General features: G+C 43.3%; 26 protein-coding genes and 1 tRNA gene. 10 read left to right on the top strand and 17 right to left on the bottom strand.

The window, feature by feature from the left end; genetic code table 11:
* Window positions 1-4 precede the first annotated feature (4 nt).
* From FHW88_RS26745 to FHW88_RS26715, 7 genes are all read right to left on the bottom strand, one after another.
* On the bottom strand, window positions 5-913 hold the full coding sequence (locus FHW88_RS26745; RefSeq protein ID WP_176628636.1) for a cbb3-type cytochrome c oxidase N-terminal domain-containing protein: 909 nt from the start codon (window positions 911-913) through the stop codon (window positions 5-7).
* Entirely contained in the window at window positions 910-1,101 is a 192-nt protein-coding gene (locus FHW88_RS26740; RefSeq protein WP_091170095.1) for a hypothetical protein, read from the bottom strand. Before FHW88_RS26740 ends, FHW88_RS26745 begins: the two co-directional genes overlap by 4 nt.
* A gap of 8 nt (window positions 1,102-1,109) precedes the next feature.
* On the bottom strand, window positions 1,110-3,236 hold the full coding sequence (gene ccoN / locus FHW88_RS26735; RefSeq protein WP_090533233.1) for a cytochrome-c oxidase, cbb3-type subunit I: 2,127 nt from the start codon (window positions 3,234-3,236) through the stop codon (window positions 1,110-1,112).
* An 86-nt stretch (window positions 3,237-3,322) separates the two neighbouring features.
* Entirely contained in the window at window positions 3,323-3,484 is a 162-nt protein-coding gene (gene ccoS / locus FHW88_RS26730) for a cbb3-type cytochrome oxidase assembly protein CcoS (RefSeq protein ID WP_090533235.1), read from the bottom strand.
* Complete coding sequence (locus FHW88_RS26725; protein ID WP_176628635.1) at window positions 3,481-5,865, bottom strand: heavy metal translocating P-type ATPase; 2,385 nt, start codon at window positions 5,863-5,865, stop codon at window positions 3,481-3,483. The genes ccoS and FHW88_RS26725 overlap by 4 nt, the downstream gene beginning before the upstream one ends.
* A 158-nt stretch (window positions 5,866-6,023) precedes the next feature.
* Window positions 6,024-6,902 carry a universal stress protein gene (locus tag FHW88_RS26720; protein ID WP_176628634.1) on the bottom strand — a complete coding sequence of 293 codons (879 nt, stop codon included), beginning with the start codon at window positions 6,900-6,902 and terminating at the stop codon, window positions 6,024-6,026.
* 15 nt (window positions 6,903-6,917) lie between these two features.
* The gene (locus tag FHW88_RS26715; RefSeq protein ID WP_176628633.1) at window positions 6,918-7,172 is read right to left on the bottom strand and encodes a hypothetical protein; all 255 of its coding nucleotides are present in this window, start codon (window positions 7,170-7,172) and stop codon (window positions 6,918-6,920) included.
* Window positions 7,173-7,454: 282 nt separating this feature from the next.
* On the opposite strand from FHW88_RS26715, the gene queD reads away from it, so the two are divergent.
* From queD to FHW88_RS26700, 3 genes are all read left to right on the top strand, one after another.
* Window positions 7,455-7,811: a 6-carboxytetrahydropterin synthase QueD gene (queD, locus tag FHW88_RS26710; protein WP_090533243.1), complete on the top strand. Its 357-nt coding sequence runs from the start codon at window positions 7,455-7,457 to the stop codon at window positions 7,809-7,811.
* 156 nt (window positions 7,812-7,967) lie between these two features.
* Window positions 7,968-9,002: an alcohol dehydrogenase AdhP gene (gene adhP, locus FHW88_RS26705; RefSeq protein WP_176628632.1), complete on the top strand. Its 1,035-nt coding sequence runs from the start codon at window positions 7,968-7,970 to the stop codon at window positions 9,000-9,002.
* Between the two features lie 286 nt (window positions 9,003-9,288).
* Window positions 9,289-9,978: an OmpW/AlkL family protein gene (locus tag FHW88_RS26700; RefSeq protein WP_090533247.1), complete on the top strand. Its 690-nt coding sequence runs from the start codon at window positions 9,289-9,291 to the stop codon at window positions 9,976-9,978.
* A 108-nt stretch (window positions 9,979-10,086) separates the two neighbouring features.
* On the opposite strand, the gene FHW88_RS26695 is transcribed toward FHW88_RS26700, so the two are convergent.
* The 3 genes from FHW88_RS26695 to FHW88_RS26685 are packed head-to-tail and all read right to left on the bottom strand — an operon-like array spanning window position 10,087 to window position 11,083.
* Window positions 10,087-10,290: a hypothetical protein gene (locus tag FHW88_RS26695; RefSeq protein ID WP_176628631.1), complete on the bottom strand. Its 204-nt coding sequence runs from the start codon at window positions 10,288-10,290 to the stop codon at window positions 10,087-10,089.
* Complete coding sequence (locus FHW88_RS26690; protein ID WP_090533251.1) at window positions 10,268-10,582, bottom strand: hypothetical protein; 315 nt, start codon at window positions 10,580-10,582, stop codon at window positions 10,268-10,270. Before FHW88_RS26690 ends, FHW88_RS26695 begins: the two co-directional genes overlap by 23 nt.
* A gap of 57 nt (window positions 10,583-10,639) precedes the next feature.
* A complete protein-coding gene (locus FHW88_RS26685; RefSeq protein WP_090533253.1) occupies window positions 10,640-11,083 on the bottom strand; it encodes an Hsp20/alpha crystallin family protein in 444 nt (147 codons plus the stop codon).
* Between the two features lie 339 nt (window positions 11,084-11,422).
* On the opposite strand from FHW88_RS26685, the gene FHW88_RS26680 reads away from it, so the two are divergent.
* Window positions 11,423-11,938, top strand: a complete 516-nt coding sequence (locus FHW88_RS26680) for a hypothetical protein (RefSeq protein ID WP_176628630.1) — start codon at window positions 11,423-11,425, stop codon at window positions 11,936-11,938.
* A gap of 36 nt (window positions 11,939-11,974) precedes the next feature.
* On the opposite strand, the gene FHW88_RS26675 is transcribed toward FHW88_RS26680, so the two are convergent.
* Window positions 11,975-13,129: an ankyrin repeat domain-containing protein gene (locus tag FHW88_RS26675; RefSeq protein ID WP_176628629.1), complete on the bottom strand. Its 1,155-nt coding sequence runs from the start codon at window positions 13,127-13,129 to the stop codon at window positions 11,975-11,977.
* A 281-nt stretch (window positions 13,130-13,410) separates the two neighbouring features.
* On the opposite strand from FHW88_RS26675, the gene FHW88_RS26670 reads away from it, so the two are divergent.
* The gene (locus FHW88_RS26670; RefSeq protein ID WP_176628628.1) at window positions 13,411-14,709 is read left to right on the top strand and encodes an epoxide hydrolase family protein; all 1,299 of its coding nucleotides are present in this window, start codon (window positions 13,411-13,413) and stop codon (window positions 14,707-14,709) included.
* A gap of 74 nt (window positions 14,710-14,783) precedes the next feature.
* On the top strand, window positions 14,784-15,194 hold the full coding sequence (locus FHW88_RS26665; RefSeq protein WP_176628627.1) for a cupin domain-containing protein: 411 nt from the start codon (window positions 14,784-14,786) through the stop codon (window positions 15,192-15,194).
* A gap of 88 nt (window positions 15,195-15,282) precedes the next feature.
* On the opposite strand, the gene FHW88_RS26660 is transcribed toward FHW88_RS26665, so the two are convergent.
* The 3 genes from FHW88_RS26660 to FHW88_RS26650 form a co-directional block, all read right to left on the bottom strand.
* Entirely contained in the window at window positions 15,283-18,921 is a 3,639-nt protein-coding gene (locus FHW88_RS26660; protein ID WP_176628626.1) for a family 78 glycoside hydrolase catalytic domain, read from the bottom strand.
* A 140-nt stretch (window positions 18,922-19,061) separates the two neighbouring features.
* Entirely contained in the window at window positions 19,062-20,138 is a 1,077-nt protein-coding gene (locus tag FHW88_RS26655) for a YncE family protein (protein WP_217633211.1), read from the bottom strand.
* 212 nt (window positions 20,139-20,350) lie between these two features.
* Window positions 20,351-20,998 (bottom strand): RNA polymerase sigma factor, encoded by a 648-nt coding sequence (locus tag FHW88_RS26650; protein WP_176628625.1) that lies wholly within the window; start codon window positions 20,996-20,998, stop codon window positions 20,351-20,353.
* A 118-nt stretch (window positions 20,999-21,116) separates the two neighbouring features.
* Here FHW88_RS26650 and FHW88_RS26645 point away from each other — a divergent pair, with 118 nt between their 5' ends.
* The 3 genes from FHW88_RS26645 to FHW88_RS26635 all read left to right on the top strand — a co-directional run bounded on the left by FHW88_RS26645 (window position 21,117) and on the right by FHW88_RS26635 (window position 22,373).
* Complete coding sequence (locus tag FHW88_RS26645; RefSeq protein ID WP_176628624.1) at window positions 21,117-21,488, top strand: hypothetical protein; 372 nt, start codon at window positions 21,117-21,119, stop codon at window positions 21,486-21,488.
* A 210-nt stretch (window positions 21,489-21,698) separates the two neighbouring features.
* Window positions 21,699-22,085, top strand: a complete 387-nt coding sequence (locus FHW88_RS26640; RefSeq protein WP_176628623.1) for a VOC family protein — start codon at window positions 21,699-21,701, stop codon at window positions 22,083-22,085.
* Window positions 22,086-22,130: 45 nt separating this feature from the next.
* Window positions 22,131-22,373: a hypothetical protein gene (locus FHW88_RS26635; protein ID WP_090533271.1), complete on the top strand. Its 243-nt coding sequence runs from the start codon at window positions 22,131-22,133 to the stop codon at window positions 22,371-22,373.
* A gap of 252 nt (window positions 22,374-22,625) precedes the next feature.
* On the opposite strand, the gene FHW88_RS26630 is transcribed toward FHW88_RS26635, so the two are convergent.
* A tRNA-Gly gene (locus tag FHW88_RS26630) sits at window positions 22,626-22,698 on the bottom strand.
* A gap of 313 nt (window positions 22,699-23,011) precedes the next feature.
* On the opposite strand from FHW88_RS26630, the gene FHW88_RS26625 reads away from it, so the two are divergent.
* Window positions 23,012-25,117 carry an AAA family ATPase gene (locus tag FHW88_RS26625; RefSeq protein ID WP_176628622.1) on the top strand — a complete coding sequence of 702 codons (2,106 nt, stop codon included), beginning with the start codon at window positions 23,012-23,014 and terminating at the stop codon, window positions 25,115-25,117.
* Between the two features lie 9 nt (window positions 25,118-25,126).
* Here FHW88_RS26625 and FHW88_RS26620 read toward each other — a convergent pair whose 3' ends face one another.
* Complete coding sequence (locus tag FHW88_RS26620) at window positions 25,127-25,348, bottom strand: DUF6965 family protein (RefSeq protein ID WP_129570495.1); 222 nt, start codon at window positions 25,346-25,348, stop codon at window positions 25,127-25,129.
* A gap of 49 nt (window positions 25,349-25,397) precedes the next feature.
* The gene (locus FHW88_RS26615; protein ID WP_218117307.1) at window positions 25,398-25,856 is read right to left on the bottom strand and encodes an SRPBCC family protein; all 459 of its coding nucleotides are present in this window, start codon (window positions 25,854-25,856) and stop codon (window positions 25,398-25,400) included.
* Window positions 25,857-26,107 lie beyond the last annotated feature (251 nt).

Below are 26,107 nucleotides of genomic sequence, written 5' to 3'. Positions count from 1 at the left end.
ATCGTTATATTTTTGCTATCGTTTTGCCTTTTGCCGCAACGTCATCTGCATCTTTTTCGCCCTGCGGTTCTTTAGGATTAGCCGGATTGCTGCCATGCAATGATTTTATATAGTTTGCCACATCCGAGATTTGCTTGGGCGATAACTGTTTCTCCCAATTGGGCATCCCTTTGGCCTGTACGCCGTATTTTATGGTTTTAAATACATCATTGATCTTACCGCCGTGCAGCCAGTAATCATCGGTAAGGTTGGGGCCAACTACCCCTTGCGCGTGATCGCCATGACAAGGAACGCAGCTTTGTTTAAAAACCGCCTGCCCTGAAGCCAGTACAGCCTGATCGGTAACGAGTTTAACTGTGGTTTCGTCAACCCGGTTAGCGGCCTTGCTCAGGTATTCTTTTTTGGCAATGTCTGCCTGGGCCATCTCCGTTTTATATTCATCATATTGCAACTGCCCAACACCAAATACATGATAAATGAGTATGTAACCAATTGCAAAAATAATGGTGATATAAAACAGGTAGCTGAACCAGCCTGGAATAGGATTATTAAGCTCCTGAATACCGTCATAATCATGTGCTATGATCAGCTCCTTTTCTTCAGACATCGGTCTTAGCGACAGTAATTTGTTCCAAACCTCCGTTTTAGGCTTTTTAACTTTTTTGGCGGGTTTCATCTCCGCTATGATCTGCTCTTCTGTATACCCCTGCGCCCGGAGCGTTATTTTTGTCAATACCCTAAGCGCCCTGAGCAACACCAGCATTGCTACAATAAACAATGCCAGCATGGCTATAATTGCTCCATACCCTATCTCGTTCATCAAATCGCCCGGTATCAGGCTGTCATCGGCGGCCATTGCCGGATGTAACGGTATCATCAATACAAGTAAAATTAACAGGCGGCGGTATTTCATAAGTTGTAAGAATTAAGGGATTCACCATGACTATCCTTCAAAGGCAGATTACGCATATGATCTACATGCTGTTTCCTGAGCCTGAAAAGCAGGATAGCTACTACAATAAAAAATACGAGGAAGATCCCCAGAGAAAATAACAGGTAACCCTGGGCACCCGAAATGTGTTCTGTAAATTGCTTAAACATTGCTTTTGTTATTTAGCGGCGGTTTTGCTTGCTTTGATATCGGTACCCAAACGTTGCAGGTAAGCTATCAAGGCTACTATTTCTTTATTGTTTTTAACCTTTATATGATCGTTATACAGGTTATCGGCAATTTCTTTTTCCTGTTTACTAAGATCGTTGTTGGCTATTTTTTCATATCCTTCGGGATATGGGACGCCCAGTGTGCGCATGGCCTTTATTTTGGCGGCTGTGGTAGCCGTATCAAGATTTTGGGTTAACAGCCAATCATAATTTGGCATAATACTCCCCGGCGACATGAGGCGCGGGTCCATCAGGTGGTTATAGTGCCAGGCATTACCATATTTGCCGCCCTCGCGTGCCAGGTCGGGCCCGGTACGTTTTGATCCCCATAAAAACGGGTGATCATAAACAAATTCACCAGCCTTGCTGTATTCGCCATAGCGCTCGGTTTCTGAGCGGAAAGGTCTTACCGTTTGTGAGTGGCAGTTTGAGCAGCCCTCTCTGATATAAAGGTCACGTCCCTGCAACTCAAGTGGAGTATAAGGTTTTACCGCTGCTATAGTTGGGATATTTGATGATATAGTTAGCGTTGGCATCAACTCAATAAAAGTACCTACCAGTATAACCAGCAATGCGGCTATCATCATTTGTATTGGGCGGCGTTCCAATACCCGGTGCCATGTTTCTTCATGCCCGGTTTTGCTTAAAGTCGGCAGCGGCATAGCCTGGGCAGGCTCATTTGCAACGAGTTTGCCCTGCAGCGCGGTGCGGCAAAGGTTATAAGCCATTACAATAACACCCAGCAGGTATAATCCACCGCCTACAGAACGCATAACGTGCATAGGCAATATGCGCATGGTGGTTTCCAAAAATGCCGGATATTTCAGAATTCCTTCGGGTGTAAACTCTTTAAGCATTAAACCCTGGGTAAAACCGGCCCAATACATTGGCACGGCGTAAAACAGGATCCCGAGCGTGCCTATCCAAAAATGGAACGAGGCCATCTTCTTTGAATATAACTGCGTTTTATAAATACGCGGAATAAGCCAGTAAAGGATGGCAAAGGTTAAAAAGCCGTTCCAGCCCAAAGCGCCAACGTGTACGTGAGCAATTATCCAATCGGTAAAGTGGCCTATGGCGTTCACCTGTTTCAATGAAAGCATAGGGCCTTCAAAAGTGGCCATACCATAAGCAGTTAAGCCAACTACCATAAACTTCAGGATCACATCATCGCGAACTTTATCCCAGGCCCCTCGCAAGGTGAGCAAACCATTGATCATACCGCCCCAGCTTGGTGCTAACAGCATGATAGAAAAGGCCACACCTAATGACTGCGCCCAACCGGGAAGCGTGGTGTACAGTAAATGGTGCGGGCCGGCCCAGATATATATAAAAATGAGAGCCCAAAAGTGCAGAATACTTAACTTATAGGAATAGATAGGCCTGTTGGCCATTTTGGGCAAAAAGTAATACATCATGCCCAGGTATGGGGTGGTCAGGAAAAATGCCACCGCATTGTGGCCATACCACCATTGTACCAGTGCATCCTGCACGCCGGCATATACCATGTAACTTTTAAAGGCTGATACCGGCAGTTCAAATGAATTTACAATATGCAATACGGCAATGGTGACAAACGTGGCTATGTAAAACCATATGGCAACATATAAATGCCGTTCGCGGCGTTTAAATATGGTTCCAAACATATTAATGCCAAACACAACCCAGATAAGGGTAATGGCAATATCTATTGGCCATTCAAGTTCGGCATATTCATGCGAGGTGGTTAAACCTAAGGGCAACGTAATAACAGCCGAAACAATGATGAGCTGCCAGCCCCAAAAATGAATTTGACTAAGAGCATCGCTAAACATCCGCGCTTTTAACAGCCGCTGTAATGAATAGTAAACACCCATAAAAATAGCGTTACCCACAAAAGCGAAGATCACCGCATTGGTGTGTAAGGGCCTGATGCGGCCAAATGTAGTGTATTGGTTGCCCATGTTCATCCCCGGGCTATACAATTGTATGGCTACGATGAGGCCTACGGTCATCCCAATTATACCCCAGATCACCGTGGCGATACCAAAATTCCGGACGATCTTGTTGTCATAGTAAAAATTTTCGGGCTGCATATGATATTAAATAATTTGATGGTGTAAAAGTATTGAGGGGCTGCCGCCGACAGAATGATGACGGTTTGCCCGAATAATGACATTGGTCATTTTTTATCTTTATCATTTGGTTCATCATCCAGCAGGATCCTTACCGATGGGGTATACAGATCATCATGCTGGCCGTTACGCTGCGCCCAAAAAAAAGCGCCTAAAAACACGAGTGCAAGCAGCACGCTGCACCCGATCAGGAAATAAATAATGTTCATGATAATTTTCTTTTTTTAGCGGCGAGGTGTGTTGCTATGCTTGTGAACGAAATGATGGTTGCAGTACTTAAAGGCATCAATATGGCCGCTATAAGCGGTGAAAGCCTGCCGCTTACAGCATAGCTTAATCCTAATAGGTTATAGCAAAGCGATATAAAAAACGAGATGTGGATAATGGTGATACTATCCTTTGATAATTTAAGAAATGCGGGCAGCAACCTGAGCGAACGCCCATCTAAAATAGCATCGCTGCCGGGCGAAAAATTGTTAACGTTATCCGTAATAGCTATCCCCAAATCACTTTGTTTTAAAGCACCCGAATCATTCAAGCCATCACCTATCATCATTACCTTTTTACCGGCCAGCTGTAAAGCCTTTATAAAATCAAGCTTTTGCTGCGGGGATTGGTTAAACAGCATATATCCCTCCCCCTTAAAATAAGGCAGTAAATTTTTCCGCTCCCGGTCCTGGTCGCCTGATAACAGGTAAATTTTATAATCTGCGGCCAGCCGCGCAATATCTTCAAGCCCTTCACGATACTTGTTAACAAAGCTGAAATAACCGGCGTATCGCCCGTTAATCATCAGGTGTACTTCGGTTGATTTTGCGATGTCTACTCCTCCTGTTAAAAACGATTGGCTGCCCACTTGAACATTATGCCCATCAACCCAGGCAGTGATACCTTTTCCGGCTATTTCCCGGTAATTACTTACCCGAAGTTTTTCTGCGCCCTTGAGGTAATCGCAAATCTGAACGCTTAAGGGATGCGCCGAATTACTGCAAATGCTGTATATGAGTTGTTGCTCGTAACTGCTTAGCTGCGCATTGTTGCTTACACCGTTTTCGCCGCCAATAGTAATGGTACCGGTTTTATCTAAAACGATGGTATTGATACGGGCCAGCTGTTCAACAACGGCGGTGTTTTTGAGGTAGAAAAAATTACGATCAAAAACGCTGAGCGCCGCCGACATAGTGAACGGAGTACTTAAGGCCAGTGCACAGGGGCAGGCAACAATCAACACGGCTGTAAATGCCGAAAAGGCACGGTAAACGTCGACCGGCAGCCAAAAAACTAATGAACCCAATGCAATCACCAGTAAAACAATGCTGAAATACTTACTTACCTTTTGGTTAAAGGTTTGCATCCGGTTGTCCTGGCTACGGCTAAAAGCTTCATTGTTCCACAATTGGGTAAGGTAGCTTTGTGATACTGGTTTAATTACCTCCAATTCAATAGCTTCGCCCATTTGCCGGCCACCGGCATAAACCACTTCGCCCCAAACCTTTGTCACGGGAGCTGATTCGCCGGTAACAAAACTAAAATCAATCCGCGCATCGCCATTCAGCAATATGGCATCGGCGGGTATGATCTCATTACTGCGAATGCGGATCCGCTGACCTACTTTCAAAGCAGATAAGGGCAGCGGCTTTTCAATACCGTTATCAACAGCCTGTACGGCAACAGGGAAAAACGAGCGGTAGTCACGCTCAAAAGAGATATGGTAATAGGTTTTTCGCTGAACAAATTTACCTACCAGTAAAAAAAATACCAGCCCACAAAGCGTATCGGCAAACCCAGCCCCCGTATGAGTTAGTACCTCAATCAGCGTGCGCAGAAAAAGCACGGCTATGCCCAACGCCAGCGGAAAATCGATATTCAATATTTTATTACGGAGGTTTGTATAGGCCGATTGGAAATATTCCCTACCGCTGTAAAAAACAACCGGCAGCGAAAACAGCACGTTCAACCAGCCAAAAAAGTGCCTGAAAGTTTGTTCATATTCCGACAATCCCAAATACTCGGGAAAACTAAGCAGCATCACATTTCCAAAACAAAAACCAGCTACTGCTATCTTTTTTACAAGATTATCGTCAGTGCCGGTTTGTTGTTTTTTAATAACGTCCTGGAGGTTAATAAGTGGCTCATAGCCGATATCAACCAATAGCTCCACAACCTGCCTTAAACTTATCTCCCTGTTATTAAAGCGCAGACTTACCTGTTTCTTCAAAAAATCAATCCGGCTGTAATAAATGGCAGGGTTAAACCTATTCAACTGCTCAAGCAGCCAAATACAGGAGCTGCAATGGATGTAAGGAATATAAAGCGTTAATATTGTAATATTTTCGTCTGTAAAATCAACCAGGTCGGCAATGATCGAAGGATCATCAAGGTATTCAAATCGCTTTTCCACAAGGGTGCGGGTTGCGCCGGGGTGTTCATTATAACTGTAGTAGTTACATAACCCACTATTGGATAGCACTTTATAAACACCTTTACAGCCAGCACAACAAAAATCTTTGCCATCTAATACATAATGATCTTTATCACAATCATTACCACAGTGGTAACAGGTAGTTTGGGTAAGTATATTTACAGCCATTGATGATCTATTTATAAGATCAAAAATGGCTGTAATCCGGCACCTGAAAAATGATGGCTGTTGGATGGAAAAGTGATGAGTATCATTTTTCACAACTAAAAAACAAAGAGTAACACGCGTTACTATGTGATCTTATACGCTCCCTCCCATCTCCTGTTTTAGAAATGCAACGGCGGAAGCCCTTCAGGCAACACCAGCAGAGGTATTTCAATATGATGCGAAAGTTTTTTAGTATAACTGATACCAAACAAACGCTCAAGGGGATTAACTTTACGGTGTACCATCACCAGCATATCGATCACTCCGTGTTCGCTGAGCCAATCGAGCCCGCGCATTATACCCGTACCTTTAATGTGCCTGTAATAAATTTTAGGATAGTTGGCTTTACAGGTAACTTCATTTAAAAAAGCTTCTACCTCCTTTTTTTCATCACCTGTTTCATATTTCTCGTCGGTTACATGGGCTATCAATAGCTCTGCATTAAAATAACGTGCCAGGCTTGCCACCGAATGGATCATTTCTATATCGCTGTTGTTCAAATCGGTAGCGAAAGCTATTTTGGTTACAGGGTGATATTTTGCTTGCGATGGGATGAGTAAAACCGGAAAGGCGGCATCGCTGATCATATCCTGCGTGTTGCTGCCTAAAAAAAATCTGCTCATAGCCCCCGCTCCCGACATGCCCATAACAACCATTACGCTCTTTTCTTCATCTATTTTGCCTGTTACTACATCAATTACCTCGCCTACGTCACAACAGGTATTAATAACACTATGGCCCGCACCCGCTTTGGCGTAAGGAGTTTCCTGTTGTAAGGTTACAGAAAGTTGTTCCAATTCCTTATCTGCATCTGCTTTGAGCGATGTATAATCCTCTAAAGGCCAGGCTACCTGCGCTGCCATGGGCGTTTCTGAAGGTATTTTAATGGCATGACATAATATCAAGCCCGCTTTTATATTTTGCGCAAGGTTTATAGCATAGCTCGCGGCGTTTTTTGCAGGTTCCGAAAAATCGGTGGGTACTAAAATAGTTTTCATGGCTTAAAGGATTGATTAATGGATATGATTAATGTTTTCTATGATTCGTTCGATATTGTATAGCTGGCTCTCAACTCGGTTATCAAGGTTATATATGCCGTAATATTTAACCGGCTGCCCGTCAATAATAACCGCTGTATAACTATCATTTTTTTGCAGGTGTATTCTAAAAACAACAGGTATTTTATCGCTTTCAAGTGTTTTCATAACATCGTTCCTGACGATGTAAAGTTGCAGCGCAGCGGGTGTTAAAATAGTGACGATTGTCATTTATCAACCTGATTGTAAACATCTATAAAACAACATCTAACCCCAAAAACCAATAATAAAAAACTATTTGCCGCGTAAAAAACTTATACCGCATTGTGAACTTGAGGATACGGGTAAGTACTTCTAAAATCATTGCTGCCGGTATCGTAAATATAACCCGGAGATATTTTAACCAATGCGCGAGTGATTTCAATCAACGAATAAAGAAATACAGATCATTTTATCAGAGTACTTTTCGCGCTTCTTTTGCCCGCAAACTAAAAACTGCAAAAAGCGTATTATATGATCATTTACAAAAGCTTCACTTTCGATTCTGCACATTTTTTACCCAACGTTCCGCCGCACCACAAATGCAGGAACATACATGGTCATACCTACCATTTAACAGTTTATTTTGAAGGCGAGGTAACAACACCCGAAGGATGGGTGCTTGACTTCGCCCTGATCAAAAACGCGGTTAAACCGATAGTTGATCAATTGGACCATACCATTCTGAACGAGGTCCCTGGTTTGGAAAACCCCACGGCCGAAAACCTGGCCGTATGGATTTGGAACAGCGTAACAGGAAAATTGGATGGGCTTACTAAAATTGAATTGAAAGAAACGCCGACATCGGGAGTTATTTACGAGGGAAAATAGCGCGGCTATCTTTCCCATCTTGTATTTTCATGCAGTCTCCCCCCAGATTGAATGTGCCATATCATAACAGGAGGTGATTTTGATCACTATTTAAGCCGCTAAATTCCGCAAGCTTTGTATCAATAAAAAAATCATTAGTCATAAGCCATTGAAAATATGATACCTAAAAAAATGAAAGCCGCCGTAGTGCACGAGTTTGGCCAGCCTTTGCAAATAGAAGAAATGCCGGTTCGCGAGCCGGGCCAACATGAAATACTGGTTAAAGTAATAGCCAGTGGTGTTTGCCATACCGACTTGCACGCGGCAGACGGCGACTGGCCGGTTAAACCCAAAATGCCACTGATACCCGGCCACGAGGCCATTGGTTATGTAGTAGCGCTTGGCCCTGATGTTAAAGGCCTGAAGGAAGGTGATATTGTGGGTGTACCCTGGCTGTACAGCGCCTGTGGATGCTGCGAATTTTGTATTACGGGTTGGGAAACCTTATGTAACGACCAGCGAAATGGCGGCTATAGCGTTGACGGCGGTTATGCAGAATATGTGGTGGCCGATTCCCGTTATGTTGGGCATTTCCCGGCAGGCTCGGATTGTACCGCGATGGCACCGATCATTTGCGCAGGTGTTACCGTTTACAAAGGCCTTAAAGAAACGGAAACCAAACCCGGCGAATGGGTAGCTATTTCCGGCATAGGTGGCCTTGGGCACTTAGCTGTACAATATGCCAAAGCCATGGGCATGCATGTTGCGGCTATTGATGTAGACGATACAAAACTGGAATTAGCTAAAAACCTTGGCGCCGAGTTAACAGTTAATGCCAGAACTACCGACCCTGGCGCGTTTTTACAAAAAGAAACAGGGGGGATGCATGGCGTGTTGGTTACCGCTGTATCACCCATCGCGTTTAAACAAGGCATATCCGCGTTAAGAAGAAAAGGGACTATCGCGCTGAATGGATTACCGCCCGGTAGTTTCGACCTCCCCATATTTGAAACCGTGTTGAACCGCTATACCATCAGGGGATCAATTGTAGGCACTCGTAAAGATCTGCAGGAAGCTATCGAGTTCGCTGTGGAAGGAAAAGTTAAAGCCACCATACATACCGCGAAGTTAGAAGACATCAATACAGTTTTGGCCGACCTGAAAAATGGTAAGGTAGACGGCCGGATTGTACTTGAAATAGCTAAACCCTAATCTGCAAATAACAAAAACTTTTACCGCAGGCCGGATCAAACTGCTCATTGACGCAATATACCGTACCTAAGCGCCTCCTCAAACTAAGTTACAATAAAAAGATCCGCTCCCTGGGCGGATCTTTTTTATTGCGGGCAACGTCAGCATTATACTCGTTTCCGGGTTGCTATCCGGTAATAAACCGGGTAAACGTGAAATGATAAGTATCATGAGAACAACTGTTTCCTGTCAGGCAAAATTTATCACCTGCGGGATACATTTGACCCATAATTTAATACAAATCATTATGAAAAAGATTTTCTTTACTACCGTAATCTTATTTTTATTAAACGGGATAACCGCTTTCGCTCAGCAAAAAAATGAATGGGACATCCGCATCAGGGCAATTGGGGTTATCCCCCAGGAAAGCGCGGCGATAGGCGTCATCGGCGGAGATATAAACATTTCCAATACTGTTGTTCCCGAGCTCGATTTCACCTACTTTTTTGCCAAAAATTTTTCTGCAGAATTAATCCTGGCGACAACAAAACACCAGGTAAAAACAAAAGGCTCCAACCTGAGTGCTATTGGTGCCGGCTCTTCGGCCGATGTTGATCTCGGTAAAGTATGGTTGCTTCCGCCTACGCTTACTTTGCAATATCATTTGCCCACAGGTACCCTTTTTAAACCCTATATCGGCGCGGGGCTTAACTACACTATTTTTTACAATGCCGATAAAGGTCCAACCGTAGGCGGCATTGATTACAACAACAGTTTTGCTTTTGCAACTCAGTTGGGTGCTGATTTCGATATCAGTAAAAAAGTATTCTTGAATATTGATCTGAAGAAAATATTTCTCTCTACCGATGTAAAGGTTGATGCATCCAATTTAACGCCTGCGGGCAAACCCGAACTTGCGCCGGTTTTGAAAAACATACCGGCTGATGTAAAAATCAGGCCATGGATCATCGGCGTAGGTATGGGTTACCGTTTTTAATCCCTTATAGCAAGGGATACCCTGCGAAAGCCTGGTGTATGAAGACCACACCCAATCAAGAAAGAAATACGATTTCACGAAGCTAAGGGCAGAACAACTGTCTTATTATTATATCGCCCAGTCATCGCTGTCTGTTTTGTTTATACGAAAAAGAATGCCCGATATCCAAAGCAAGGCGCCGGTGAGCAATAATTTCTGATTCATTTCGGGCAAGCGGTGACCTGGGCTGGTTAACCATAAAAACAATTCTGTCAATAACACCAGTATCGTGAGTATACCGATGAGCATTTCACTCCATTGTTGCCTGTCCATATCCGTTAAATTCTGTGAGGTTTTTCTGCCGGAAGATACCCCGGACAATCAATTTGATATTGCAGGTTAGCTCCTCAAGAGTACAGGATATCGACTTAATTTTTACCGGGATTTCACCCGTCGTTTCCATCAGGTCGATATGAAGTAAATCGGAGCCCGAATGTTCTCTGCCCTTAAAGCTGTCAAAAAGCAGGTCGGCGAAATTTCGGTCATTACCTAAAAAATACTGTCCATAACTATCAAATCCTGCCGGTGTTCTAACGCTCAGCAAAATATAAAACCCGAGTTCCATAGCTATAAATTAAAGGCTCCTGCTTTAACAGGAGCCTCATTTAAAAAACTAATCCACTTATTTAATTTCAATTTGCCTGCGTATAGCCTTAGCTTCTTCGCGTTTAGCAATATCGATCTTCAGGACGCCGTCTGTATAAGACGCCTCAATATTTTCGGCATTGGCGCTGTCGGGCAACGTAAACGAACGTACAAATGAACTGTAACTATACTCACGTTTACTGTAATTTTTTTGAACGTCGCTGCTTTCGTTTTGTCGTTCTACCGAAATGTGCAGCACATTGCGGTCAAGGTTAATTTTGAAATCTTCTTTTTTCAGGCCGGGCGCAGCCAGTTCAACATGATAATGATCCTCGGTTTCGCTGATGTTAGCTGCTGGAACGCGCGCTACCAGGCGGTCATTGAAAAAAGAATCGTTTAAGATTGATTCAAAAACATCATTAAATGACGGTAATAACGAACTGTTATTCTTTTTGTCGGCATTAAATTTAACCAATGTCATAGGTCTTCCTCCTTAAATAAATTAATGATTAAAACTTATATTAATTAAACCGGTTCATTCAATTCAAAGCTAATGCCAGTGTAATAAATACTTGAGATCACTGAAAAAAATTCACAAAAAATGCTTTTTTTTCAGTTCGACCTGACAAATATTCAATATGCCATTGCTTTTTAACATTCGTATTAAAGCAAAGCAATAATGGTTGATATTTTTACGACGTGTACCGCTTTGTTCAAGCTAAAAAAGCATTGGTAGAATCGCGGCCAATTACCCCCCTCCGTTCTTTGGGGCCTAAAACAATAACTATTTTATTTTGGTTTAAATCATAAAGTACAAATCATGGTGCCTATCAGGTTAATAACAGATGATGTGAGCAGAAGAATCACTTATTTTTATTCCAAACCCTTTTATACCAGTTTTGGATTGATGTTTAATCTTTGCTTTGGAGCACCCTTAATAGTCTTTTTTGGCAGCATGGGCGGCTGGATAATATTTGTACCATTGTTGCTGGCCTGGGCTGGCATTTTTTACCTGATCCTTTCCGTTAAATCAAAAAAGATCAAAAAGGCCAAAGAGGTTTATGAATTCGGTTATGAAACAACTATCTATTTTCAGGGGATAGATTATAATTACAGCGTACAGGTAAACGGAGCGCCGCAACCGGTGATCCTCCTCCGCATAAACAGCGAAACTATCAGGGTTAAAACATTTAACCAGCGCGTGATCAGGGCATTTGACGTTCCCGTTCAAAAGGCTTATATGATGGATAAATACCCAGATATTATACTGCCTGAAAATCTTTTTTCGATGAATATGGCTAACCCATCGACTAAATTAAGATCGATTGACATGTAGGAAAATTGCCATGCAAGCTCCTTTCATAGGGTCAGGCTATGTTTCAGCTCTTTTTTCATCGATATAAATTTGCCAGTCATTCTTAATAACTGCACCCGAGGCTATCAGTATTTCCATGATTTCCAGGTGGCCCGGCCTCCGGCTGTTGTACAGCGCCCAAAGCGTGGAGCCCAATACAGTGCCCCCGTATCCATTCAATGCTTCCATGTCTGCGCCTTCGTTCAGCAGCATCTTTACCAGTTCCACCTGCCCCCCGTAGGCTGCCGAATGGAGTGGCGTGGTATTGTCCCAAACGGTGCGCACGCCGCAGCCGTGCTTCAGTAAAAATTCAACTACCGGGCGATGACCGCAAACACAAGCCCAGATCAGGCAGCCATCGCGCTTCGCAGCCATGCTTTTACTAATAAGTTCTCCCTGTTCATTAAAATAAGATTTAACCTTTTCCAGGTCGCCAATACCACCGGCACCTTCCAATTCAACTTCCGCGCCTTTGGAAGCAAGATAACGGACAGGTTCATAACGGCCATTATGCAGACAGGCCAGGATCAGGTTGCCATCGGTATAATCCGCAGCTACCGCATGATTGGGGTCGGCACCATGCCTGATCAGGATATCCATCAGCTCTTCCTGTATTCCTTTGATAACCGGGTGCACACTGGTGGCAACAAGTCCGAGTGTAGATGTTCCCCGGTACATACTGCCCCAGGCGTCAACTTCTGCGCCTGCATCTAAAAGTATAGCCGCAATTTCCACGGCATTTTGTGGTGTTTTCTGGCGCCATGCTTCAAAGCCATTTGCACCAACATAATTTAACAATGTGCTGTGATGATTGCGCCGCGAACGCTCATTTATCAGGCCTGGCCTTTGTGCCAGCAGTTTTTTGAGCGTATCCGCATCTCCGGCAGCTGTAGCATCGGCGGCCTGCTCAAATTGCTGCAAGGACGGATTTGCTGATAACCCGGTTTTAAATTTTTCATAATCTGCCCAGCTATCAAAATAGTTTGCATGAGATATAATTAACCGGGCATTCTCCTCGGGGCTATTTTCCGATTGATAACCCGTATCCCCATACCACTGCGACAACTGTGACCTATCGCCATAATTCAGTATAAAATCAGCCAGGGTAGTAACATTGCCATCGCGGGCTGCCTGGTCTGCTATACTCTTTTGGGTTATAGATATGTCAGTCATGATTTTATTCGTTAAAACTTCATTTTTTTAGAAGTATAAACTGGCAATCTTAAAGCCTGATTTAAGTGATTTATATATTGGCAATTGTTTATCAAATATACATTAGTCAAATCTTGTTAGCTATTCTTTTTCGGCCGGTAAGCGGTCATTTTCTCCTCCTTAACCTGACTTTTGCATCCGTTAATGTCTGTCTGAAGGATTAGTTAGTCCGCTTCACCATAAAGGAGCTTCATAACGGATAGCTACTGCTGTAGTTTTACCAAAAATTAGATACTCAAACAATGAAAACTGTAAAAAACCTTCTTGTAAGTACCATTATTGCAGGAACCTTTCTGGTGCAGGGCACAACCGGCTATGCGCAAACGGGAACTCCTGCCGAAGTACAATCCAATGAAGTCATTCGCCCTTTCAAGGTTTATATTCCTCAAAAAGAACTCACTGATCTTAAACGCCGCATAGCAGCAACGCGCTGGCCAGATCATGAAACCGTTGCCGACCGTTCACAAGGTGCTCAGCTTGAACAGCTACAGGAACTTGTTAATTATTGGGGCAAGGGCTACGATTGGCGCAAAGCTGAAGAAAAACTAAATGCTTTGCCACAATTTACAACTACAATTGATGGCGTTAACATCCACTTTATTCATGTACGCTCACCATACAAAAATGCATTGCCGCTCATTATTTCACATGGCTGGCCTGGTTCTGTGTTTGAATTACTTAAGATCATTGGCCCGCTTACTAATCCGACCGCATTTGGGGGCCGGGCAGAAGATGCTTTTGATGTAGTGATTCCATCCCTACCGGGTTATGGCTTCTCTGGCAAACCAACCGAAGCTGGCTGGGGCCCAGAGCGCATTGCCCGCGCATGGGATGTGCTTATGAAACGACTTGGATACACCCATTACGCGGCACAAGGCGGCGATTGGGGCGCAGTTATCACCGAAGCAATGGGCAGGCAGGCGCCGGCAGGTTTGGCAGGCATTCACCTCAATTTACCGGCCACAATACCTGTTGAAGTAGATGCGGCGCTTACCACCGGCAGCCCCGCTCCTGCCGGACTTTCAGGTAAAGAACTTGATGTATTTAATGCCTTAAGCAAATACAGAAAAACAGGCGCCGCTGCATACAACGTAATAATGACTGCCAGGCCACAGGCCATTGGCTATGGCTTAACAGATTCACCTGCCGGCCTTGCAGCCTGGTTACTAATTCATCCCGGTTTTTCACAATGGACTTATGATGATGACCCAGACAAATACCCAACAAAAGATGAAGTACTCGACGACTTTACTTTGTACTGGCTTACAAACAGCAGTACTTCTGCAGCGCGCCTTTATTGGGAAAATGCCGGACGCGGACCCATAAGCGCCACTGCGCAAAAAACCACCGAGATCAAATTGCCGGTAGCTATTACCGTGTTTCCGGAAGATGTTTATCGCGCTCCCGAAACCTGGGCCCGGCGTGCATACCCTAACCTTACTTATTTTCATGAGGTTGACAAGGGTGGTCACTTCGCAGCGTGGGAACAACCACAATTATTTACTGAAGAGTTGCGTGCAGCATTCAAACAACTGCGTTAATTTACTTTAGGGTAATGGAGTAATCACATTGCCTGCTTTTAAATAAATTACAAACAACTAAAATCAAAAAAAACATGAAAACTAATAAAAACAAATTGGCTACTGCCATTATTATCACAGCTCTTGCAGTACTTACACTTCCATCATCTGTCCTGGCTCAGCAAACGGTAACTGGCCGCACGGAGTTACAGCGACATGACCTTAGTGTTCCTGGCCGCGAAATGGTGCAGATCCGTGTAGATATTGAAAAAGGGAAGGCTTATCCTGAGCATAAACACCCCGGCGAAGAAATTATTTATGTACTTGAAGGGTTACTGGAATACCAGGTAGCAGGCCAACAACCGGTAACACTTAAAGCAGGCGATGTTTTGTTCATTCCTTACGGAACCGTGCATTCGGTAAAAAATGTGGGTACTACTAAGGCGAGTGAGCTTGCCACCTATATTGTTGAAAAAGATAAACCACTTGTTACATTGATCAAGTAAGGTTCATTATAGATTTTGGAAGTATCGATCCCCAACCTCATCAATAATCGTTGCGATCAATACTTCCAAAATTGCTTCGGGCATAGCTTTATAAGCTTGATGTAAACCGGTAAGCTCCCGGCATCAAGCGATAAATTGCTTTGTTTCCTTCAAACCTGATAAAGCTGATACCCTTTGCCCCTGCCACAGGCTTACCACCTTCAGTTATGCCTTTAACAGTAACTGCCGGAAGAAACAATGTAGCTGTGGTATTCGCCGGAACAGTTGCATCATAGGCCAATGTTTTACCGCTTACGGACCAGCTACTGTTTATCCGTCCATAAGGTGAATCATAAGATCCTTTAGCCCAGGTCATCTCCCCGGTAGGGTCGGGCTCAGGCTGCAAAATAAATTTCTTAAAACCAGGTTCATCACGCTGAATCCCGATAGAATAAGCAATCATCCATTGACCAACAGCGCCAAATGAATAGTGGTTAAAAGAGTTCATGCTGTTATTACCGCCAAAGCCGTTTTCTACAGTATACCCGTTCAGCCTTTCCCAGATAGTTGTAGCGCCCTGATTAATAGCATACAGCCACGATGGATAATGCTCGTTCTGCAACATTTTATAAGCAAGGCCCGAGTGCCCGTTATCTGAAAGGGCTTTACTGATCGCGCCCGTACCTACAAATCCGGTCATGAGGGAATAAGACGGACGGACGATCCCCTGATCATCTTTATTCTCACGTTCAACCGCAGCCTCAAGGTTCTTTGCCATATAACTGACATTTTCGTCGCTGAATACACCAAGGGCCAAACCTGTTGCATAGGCGGTTTGTGTATCCGAAACTTTAAACTCTTTCTTGCCCGGCTCGCCGAACATCCCACCCCCAATAAGACCTACGGCTTTTTTATCAGCGTTAACAAATGTTTTGTTGAAGAAAGCTTTTCGCTCTTCATATTTTTTCCTGAATTTCTCAGCATCATCTTTCTTTCCTAAAATGCCAGCCACCTTTGCCATAATGCCCAAATCATAAACATGATAAGCCGTAACCGGGAAAGCAGTGCCAAGCTGCATATACTGTGGCCCAAGCCAGTCGCCCAGCACACCATCCGTACTGAAGCCGGTTTTAGGATCAATAGTTGAGTCGATGTAATCCATATACCTGCACATGGCATCATAATGTTCGGCAAGTAATGATACATCATTATATTGCTGGTAAGTTTCCCAGGCTACAGTAATGCCAGCGCTTCCCCAAATCACGCCGCCAAATCCGCCGCCAACAGGCGCAATATCGGTAAATCGCCCTTGCTCGGTTTGCAAATCGCGCATAGCCAGCATGTGCCTGCGCAGAAACTGATCGGCATTGGATACATAGGTTGCAGTACGCGAAAAAATACTGATATCGCCCGACCAGCCCATCCGCTCATTCCTTTGCGGGCAATCGGTTGGTATTGTGAGGAAGTTATCGATGTTTGACCACGTTAGGTTGGACCATAGTTTGTTTACCCTTGGATTGGAGGTAGTATAATTGGCAGTGAGTTTTTTTACAGAACTTATAACCAGGCCTTGTACATCCTCTAACGGCAGCGGCCTATCAATGCCGGTAATTTCGATATATTGATAACCATGCGATGTAAAATGCGGTTGGATCACCTGATCGCCATCCTTCATGATATAAAGATCCTGACTCAGTGCTGCGCGGTAATTTTCGGTCATGATCATACCTACATTTCTACCAGACTCCTTCAGGTTGGGATACAGGATTTCGGCATAACGTAAGGTTAGTTTTTTTCCGGCGATACCATTTTTGATGCTGATCTTGGGCACACCTACAAAATTCTGTCCCATGTCATATACATAAACACCTTTTCTAACTTCCCTCACTCCTTTTGCAGTAAGGGTTTTATAAATTCCTGCCGATGTTCCGATCTGCCCGATCATCGAAATATGATCAAAATCCAGCGGGATCTTTTTCCCGAAATAGTCAACGTCATCCCCCGTATATGTTGTTCCTTTTAGAGATACTTCCTGCGCCTTTTGCCAGTTATGATCATCATAAGCTACCGTGTTCCAGTCTTTAACTGCAACTTCCTTTGTGGCATCATCAACCTCGCCCATATCCAGGCTGCTGTAAACAACAGGGCCATCGTTAAAATATTTCCAGTTTTTGTTATTGGTTTTGATCACCTCCTGCGAACCATCAGTATAAGTAATAACCAGCTTGGCTAATAAGGATTGCCTGTCGCCAAAATGGTTCCAGACCGAGCCGTAGCTCAACAAGCCACTCCACCAGCCTTCGCCGAGCATAGCACCAATAGCGTTTTTCCCTTTACTTACCATACCGGTTACATCGTAGGTTTGATAAAGATGAGTTTTGTTATATTGTGTAAGGCCGGGGTTGTAATAATCGTTACCTACCCGTTTACCGTTAAGATAGATTTCATAAATCCCCCTTGCCGTTACATAAAGCCTTGCCTGCGAAATACTTTTATCGGCATTAAAAACCGAGCGTAGCATAGGCATAGCGTTATGACTGGGATCGGCAAGGATAAATGCGCCCGCACTTCCGCCATCTACCTCATATTTCCCATCTTTTATAACTAAACCGGATGAAGGAGTAATAACTGCTTCTTTAAAAATCCCTTTGTAATTATGTTCTTCGGGCTTTTCGCTGAATAAATTGTTGCGCGGCGACCTGAAATTGGAAACCGTCAGCTCAGAAAATTCGGCTTTCTGACCTTTATCTACAGAAAAACCTATCTCGCCAAGCATTCCAAAAGAGATTACATCATGGCGGCCAAGCGGATTAAGTGTTATCACGGCGTCGCGGTTTGCAGGCACAGGCTGGGCTATAGCAGTTGCATCTTTCTCATCGGCTAAAAATATTTTATTATCATCAACAGTGAATGTAAGTGTACCAAGCTCATTATTGATCAATATGGAGTGCTGTTTGTTCTTATTACCGTTGCCAATCAGGTCGGTTTTTATTGGAAAGCTTTTAAATACTTTACCCAATGTATCTTTTTCCGAATACCCTGCTCTGTATACGTTGATCCGTGCATTGCTTCCCCGATCCAGACCTGAAATATCCACCTCCACTTTAAAATAAGATTGGTTCTTTTTATTGGCAAGCTGAAAAATGTTCCTGTTACTATCCATCAGCCGTGGGTCATTAGCGGCAAAAATCATGCTTGCCCTGGAGCTGCCCGGAGCGATAGCCACTTTATATTTCAGGTTATACAGCGGCAGGTAATGTGCATAAAGCACCAGGTCATTATCTCCTCCCCCTATCCATTGCGCGCCATCCCATGCCGACATTCCCGTGTCCATGAGCCCCATTTCAAACCAGGAGCCCGAGGAAGAAACACCGCCTGCCTGATCCCAAACAGTTACCGTCCAGCTATAGCGGGTTGCGGCTTTAAGCGGCGAGCCTGCGTAAACCACAGCTAAGGCTGTTCCGCTTTTTATTCTGGTGCTATTCCATACCACTTTTCCCTGTGCATCTTTTACGATGATCTGATAAGCAACCTGGTTATAGCCTCTCGATCCTTCAGGGGCCAGCATTTGCCAGCTAAACCGGGGCAGTTTAACATCAATCCCAATAGGATGCTCAGTATATTCCACCTGTAGGTTAACTATCCGGGTCCCTTTTACAGCACCGTAAAGGTTAATTTGTATAAATGAAAATAACAGTAATAAAATCAGGGCAGCCGGTTTAGTTATCGGGGCAGGATTTTTTGTCATAATTGGGTTTACAGTAAAAATAATTGGTAAAGCAATATGCTAATAAAATGATACTTAACTGTCCCTTACTTACCCCTTTGATTGCAAATACTTTTTTATAGGACTAAAAGCAGAATACGAAGCCTAAAGCTAATAAATTATCACGGCATCAACGCCCAGGCCAAACCATCAGCCCCGCGAATATCAATATGCCCGGTCACTTCTAATTTATTAAGGTCGATCACTGCCACATAATTATCACCAGTGCAGCCGATAAATGCACGTGATCCGTCGTCGTCTACCAGAATCCCTGCCGCCCCATGGCCTGCATTTATACGTTTTATTTCCTGATGCGAAGTAGCATCAAAAACGAACAAGTCGCCGGTACGAAGACTGGTAACCAATACACGTTTGCCATCAGGCGTAAATTTAAGCCGGTTGGCACCCGTTACCTTTGCATCAATTGTGGCAGTTACCTTTTTGGCCGTGATATCGATGATCGAAATATTGCCATCCTCAGCACCTGCAGTCCATAATTCGCGCCCTTTGGGTGATACATCAAAACCCTCAGAACCTTGAGCTACCGGGATAACGGTCTGTACCCAGTCATGACGTGCCGGAGGTGCAAAACCGCCCGGAGGCCCCATTGGCTTCAGCAAACTATCCTCCAAAATGCTTACCGTTGCTGAAGATACATTTGTGGTGAACACCTTTTTCCCATCATCGGTTACATAGATCATGTGCGTTCTATCCTGGCCTGTTCCCATGGCCCAGTCAAATTTGCCGGTTGCAGGATCATAGCGGCCAACAGCTTTAGCGCCTTCGGCCGAGAACCAAACTTTTCCTCCTGCAAATGTTAACCCATGTGGCCCCATCAATGGTTTGGTATCAATGGCGGGCAGCGCTTTTTGCGCCACAAGATCAATTACGCTCAGCTCGTGCAGGCTTCCTCCACCGTAGATGGAAACATAAGCCGTCTTTCCATCGGCTGAGGCAATAACTTCATGAGGATCGGAACCCACGGGCACGCGTGTAATAACCTTTAAAGTCAGCGGGTTGATGATCGCCAAATTATGATCGCTTTTTGAAAGTGCAAGTAAAACCCGTGAGGGTGTGGCCTGCGCTGAACATTTGTTTGAAATAAAAACCATCGGAATCCATAATATGCTTACGACGAGTAATTTGACCATGTCAAATCTCATCGCTTTAAAATTAGGGGCGAATGCTGTTTTATTCATGCGGTTTACTAATTGAAGGGCGGTTTATAAGTCGTTTAAAAGTAACGAAGCCGATCATTAAGAGTGATCTCTCCTTAAAACAAATATACTGATCCCGGCTTTGCTATCTCTGCCAGTGGCAAACAAATCGACGAAGACCAGATTGTTACCCATCGCGGTTTGTTTTTAATAGATTAACTATAGTAAAACCCAAATTTCTGATAACATTATTATCAACCTGCATTGATTTTATGCATCACATAATTAACGATCACATCACAACGAGTAAGGTTAAATTCCAGAAGTTCTCCGGGCTGCCAATAACTATTTAACTCGGTGCGTAACATTTCTTTGGCCCGGTTCAATCTTATTTTAACATTAGACTCCCCTATTTCCAGCGCTTCCATTGTTTCATTAGTGGTCATTCCCTGTATCTCCCTCATTACAAATACCAACCTGTATTTTTCGGGGAGCGTTAATACCGCCTTTTCTAAAATAGCTTTTAATTCTTTGTTCATAAGATTATCTAAAGGTGTTTCAGGTTGGTGATCAATACGAATATGTTCCGTAAGTGTTTTTTCTAATTGAGCTTTCCTCTTTTTGTGCAACAGGCTCTCGTTAATCAGGATCCGGATTAGCCAGGTGCTAAAACTCGATTGATATTTGAAATTAGACAACTGGCGATAGGCGTTTAGGTAGGCCGTTTGCATAATGTCTTCAGCCTCCTTATCGTCGTTAATGATGGACATGCTGATCCTATACAATCTTTCGTTGAATTTGCGCATTAGTTTTTCGTACAAATGCTTTTCGCCATTAACTACTCGTTTTACAATCTCCTCGTCACTGAAAGTATCGGTCATATGATCGGCAGGTGGGTTCATAAAATCTGATTTATATAATAGAGCACTGTAAAGCTAAAGGGTTACAGATTACCTCTAATTAAACTTTGTAACCCTTTGTTCAAAGGCAATCTCTAATGGATATTAATTCAAAATAATCATGGAAAATCAAACTAAAAACACTCAAACTCTATTAAAGTTTACTTATGGTTTAGTGCCTGTTGTGGCGGGAGCCGACAAATTCACCAACCTATTGACCGATTGGTCACATTATCTCAATCCAACAATTAAAGCCATGCTTCCTTTTGGCGAACATGTATTTATGATGATTGTTGGCATAATTGAAATTGTGGCCGGAATATTAGTGCTTTTTAATCCGCAAAAAGGAGCTTATCTTGTTAGTGCCTGGTTAGTATTAATTGCACTTAGTTTATTGGCAAGCGGCAACTACTTAGATGTGGCTGTGCGTGATATTGTAATGGCCATCGGAGCCTTCTCATTAGCAAGACTATCTACTATAGTCAAAAATTAATATCATTAGCACCATACAATTGTAGTCTTGGACAATTATTTATAATGGGGCCATAAAGGACATTATACTGCAAAATCTGTCGGGTAAAACTTATATCCGACAGACTTACATATATGTTCATATTATTCTGGAAAGAGAAACATATTTCACATATTGCCAACCCAGTATCTGCTTCATATATTTATATCTGCAATCTTGTAAAATCAACTTATGAATCAGCCACATATAGCCGGCATTGCTCCATTCTTCATTGTAAGCAATGTCACAACAGCAATATCCTTTTATCTGGAGAAACTCGGTTTTGATACCGTTTTCCAGGAGCCGGATCACGATCCGTTTTTTGCTATTGTACAGCGGGATGGGGCAATGATCTTCCTGAAATCTGTAAGCGGGGATCCGCTTCCGAACTACAAGCAAGCCCCGGATGCCCGGTGGGACGCGTATGTTAGTGTACCTGACCCGGATACGCTGGCCGCAGAGTTTATATCGCGCGGTGTTAGCTTCACTGTACCGCTACAAAATACTCCTGATGGCTTGCGCGGCTTTGAATTGGCAGACGCTGATGGTTATATTTTATTTTTCGGCCATCCCGGTTGATAGAGATAGTTACTAAACAGGTATACTTTTTGCAAAAGGTATAGCATGGATCAAAATTATTTACTGAACTCCGTAGATGGGGTCGACGTTATCTTAATTCCCGGTTCAGGCAGTAGCGTCTGCGTTTTCGAACCGGAAACGCAAACCAGTGCGGGTTCGTCCCAACTATTGCGGGCCACAATACTGGATAAAGAACTGGTTTTCCAGCCCACAGGCAATAATATTATTTCAGAAGATGAGCTATTAAAAGTTATCCGCTGGTACAGTTACCGCAAAACTTTTTCCTGAAATATTGAGGCAATTTTTATAAGCAAACAGCTTTTACGCCCGCCCATAAGCTCAATTAGCGTATATAAACTTTCCCGAACCGGGGAAGAATTAACCCTGCCATGACGCTGCCTCGGCCAACCCTCACTATCTATCTTCATTGTATTGATATTGTTACAGATAGGCTTTTACTAAAATTATTCCTTCATCGGGTAGTTGAATAGATGATTAGAGGTATAAAAAAGCCTCTCCCTGGATAGGGAAAGGCGTAAGAGCGAAAGACGAGATTCGAACTCGCGACCCCGACCTTGGCAAGGTCGTGCTCTACCAACTGAGCTACTTTCGCATTGGTGGCCGCAAATATATAACTTCCACCAGGTGCTGGCAAAATATTTTTAAAAATTTTGCAAATTAAATTTAACACACTTTTAATCAAATACTTACACCCGTCGCCAGACCTATTATAGTTTGTAATTAATGTCCGTGTAAGAAACAGGCACTTAAAAAAAGGCAAAGAAGGTAATTAATTTATCCTTTTGGGTGTGTTTTATTTAAAGTCGTTTTCTGATATGTTGACAAACAGTTTCCAGCACTATCGCACCTAATTATTAAATTTGAAGATAATTTCCTGATCCGGGGAGCGATAATATAACAAGTGTATGGTGTTGGAGTCTTTTCATGAACTCGTCCTTAAATTTATTGAAAATACTAACCGGCCGATATTTTTAACAGGTAAGGCAGGCACCGGTAAAACCACTTTTCTCCGCTGGATCAGGGCAAACGTTACCAAAAATCTGGCGGTTGTAGCCCCTACCGCAGTAGCGGCTATTAACGCCGGCGGCGTAACCATTCATTCTTTTTTCCAGGTGCCTTTCGGGCCGCAGGTGCCTGTAACGGATTATAACAATCACAGCACCCTGCTCAGGCAGGTAAGCCTCGAAAAATCAAACATATTAAAATGCCTCGACCTGCTTATTATTGATGAGATCAGTATGGTGCGGGCCGATACGCTTGATTATATTGACACTGTATTGCGCCAGGTTAAAGGATCGGCGAGGCCTTTCGGCGGTGTACAGTTATTGATGATCGGCGACTTGTTTCAGCTCCCCCCTGTTTATGAAAAAGACTGGCCTGTACTCAGAAACTTTTACAAAGGGCCTTATTTTTTTGATAGCCTTGCATTCCAAAAATTTCCGGTGTTAACATTTGAACTTACACAGGTTTACCGCCAAAAAGATCCGGTATTTGTGGAGATCCTGAACAGTATTCGCAATGGCTACGCCAACAACGAAATGCTGGACAAGCTTAACGCACATTATAACCCTAAGCTGAATGCCAACTGGCTTAAAGATTATGTAACCCTATCTACCCATAACCAACTTGTTAACGAAATTAACCAGCAGCGTTTAATGGAGCTTGATGGTGAAGCCCACACTTTTAAAGCCACCGTAACCGGCGATTTCCCCAAAGATGCCTACCCCGCCGAAGATGAGCTTGTTTTGAAAGTTGGGGCACAAGTAATGTTCATTAAAAATGACAGCTCTGGTAAAAAGCAATATTATAACGGCCGCACGGGGCGCATCGTTGCAATGGGACCGGGTAATATTCGCCTTAGTTTCCTTGACGACGGTACCGAGTTTGAAGTGATCCCAGAAACCTGGCAAAACGTAAAATATGCATTGGCCGAAAATGAGCAGAAAGTAAATGAACAAAATAACGGTTCGTTTAGCCAATATCCGCTTAGGCTGGCCTGGGCCATCACCATACACAAAAGCCAGGGACTTACATTTGAAAAAGCGGTTATTGATGTCGACGCCGCCTTTGCTTTCGGGCAAGCTTATGTTGCGCTAAGCCGTTGCCGTTCGCTTGAGGGCATGATCCTGAAATCGCCGGTACGCCCCGAAAATATCCGCACCGATCGAGAGATCATCAGCTTTATGCAAAATGCAGCTATCTCCATACCCGATGAAAATCTGCTGGAAAGTACTATCCGGCAAATAGCCCTGGAAGAAATGAAGGACATCTTCGATTTTTCGATGCTCACGGGTGCATGGAGGCAGATTAAAACCATCATGCTAAACAGCGCGATTAAAAATAGCCCCTTATCCGAAAACATCAACAAAACCGATCACAGCTGGGAAACTGAAATTAAAACTATTGGCGACCGTTTTATCAGGAAGGAACTGGGCGCTTTACCCGATGATCAGCTTATCTGGACCAATGCCCCGTTTATAAGCAGGCTAAAAAATGCTGCTAACTATTTTCTGCCTAAATTAAATACTTTTTCGGAGGCTATTAACAGTTTTTATACTGTCATAAATAACACCAACCCTCCTGCCGAGTTTTACGACAGCTTAAATCACTTATTGGTTAAACTGAAAGCAAAAACGGCAGCATTTGTACGTCTGCCCATTGCTACATCGGGCAGGGATGTTTTATCGTCGGTACAGGAAGCAGGGATAAGTTACAAGCCCGTATATAAAAATTGGAACCCTAAAGCACTGCCAAAAGAGAAGGAAATTGTTAATCCCGAATTATACAAACAATTACTCAATTGGCGTAAAGAAACCAGTCTCGAACGTAAAATCCCCGAACATACGCTGGTGTCTGAAAACATGCTGCGCGATATCACTGCTAAGCTACCACGGTCATTAAACCAGCTTTCGCAATTAAAAAGTTTTGGTGATGCAAAAGCAACAGACCTGGGCGAACCCATTCTAAAAATGATCAGGAGTTATTTAGGCGAAAACGACTTATTTTCCTAAACAGAACATCTAAAACCTCGGAATTTCCGGGCCGTTATATGGATTTTCGAGGGCATTTTTGATCCTCATTAACTGGTATTGGTGACGCCAATTATCAGGATAGTTTTTCATGTTCTTCAATAATTGCTTAACAAAATCGGCAACATGGAGCTGAGTTGTAGCGCGATCTAACCTTAATTCCTGGGGTAATGTAACATTAGTAAAGTATTCACTCAATTCTTCGTAGCTCATAGTGCAAAAGTAAAAGATTTTAGTGTATCTGTGCTAAAAACTCCTGCTGTTACTTTCCTTGCGGGAATTTATCTTCCATCAAATTTAAATGGATCCCGTACTCCAGCCAGGCTTTCAATCCATCTAATACCGTTGTGAAACCTCCTGTAGAATCTTTGATAGCAGCAATTAATTCATCTCCCGTTTGATTGAACCCATAATTCTGAATCTCTACATAGGTAGCATCCCCGCCCATAGGTTTAAAATTAAAATCAACAGTTGTAGCAGGCGATCCCCATTCAACGGTGATCAATTCGTTTTCTTTAATAACTATCGGAACCACTACCGATGATACACCATACATTTCCCATGACCAGATAACTTGTTTTCCGGTTTCCAGTTTACCTGTTGATTGGGTAAACCAAAATTGCGTGGTAACATACGGATCAATAAAAGCGTTAAACACTTCAGCAACAGGCTTGCGAATCAGCATTTGCGCTTCGGCGCTCTTTGATTTTTCAACTTTCATATTAATTAAATATTAAAGGACCTAAAATGTAATAAATCCGTGCTCCAGGATAATTAGTTTTAAAATAACATTTATCATATTTTAAATGTTTTATAGCAGGCAAGTCAAATGCAAACTGCTTCATATTATCCTCATTTAGGATTTGTATCTTTGTTTAACATTATTTAACTATCATTCGCTTGGAGTTTCGGGTTTGCTTTCTTTTATTTATAAGCGTAATGCTGGCATTGTTATCCCCAACTAAAATCCGC

Origin of the sequence: Mucilaginibacter sp. SG538B, assembly GCF_013376065.1 — a bacterium.
Lineage (GTDB): Bacteria > Bacteroidota > Bacteroidia > Sphingobacteriales > Sphingobacteriaceae > Mucilaginibacter > Mucilaginibacter rubeus.
The sequence above is the reverse complement of the archived record's forward strand: the minus strand, read 5'-3'. Positions and strand labels throughout refer to the sequence as shown.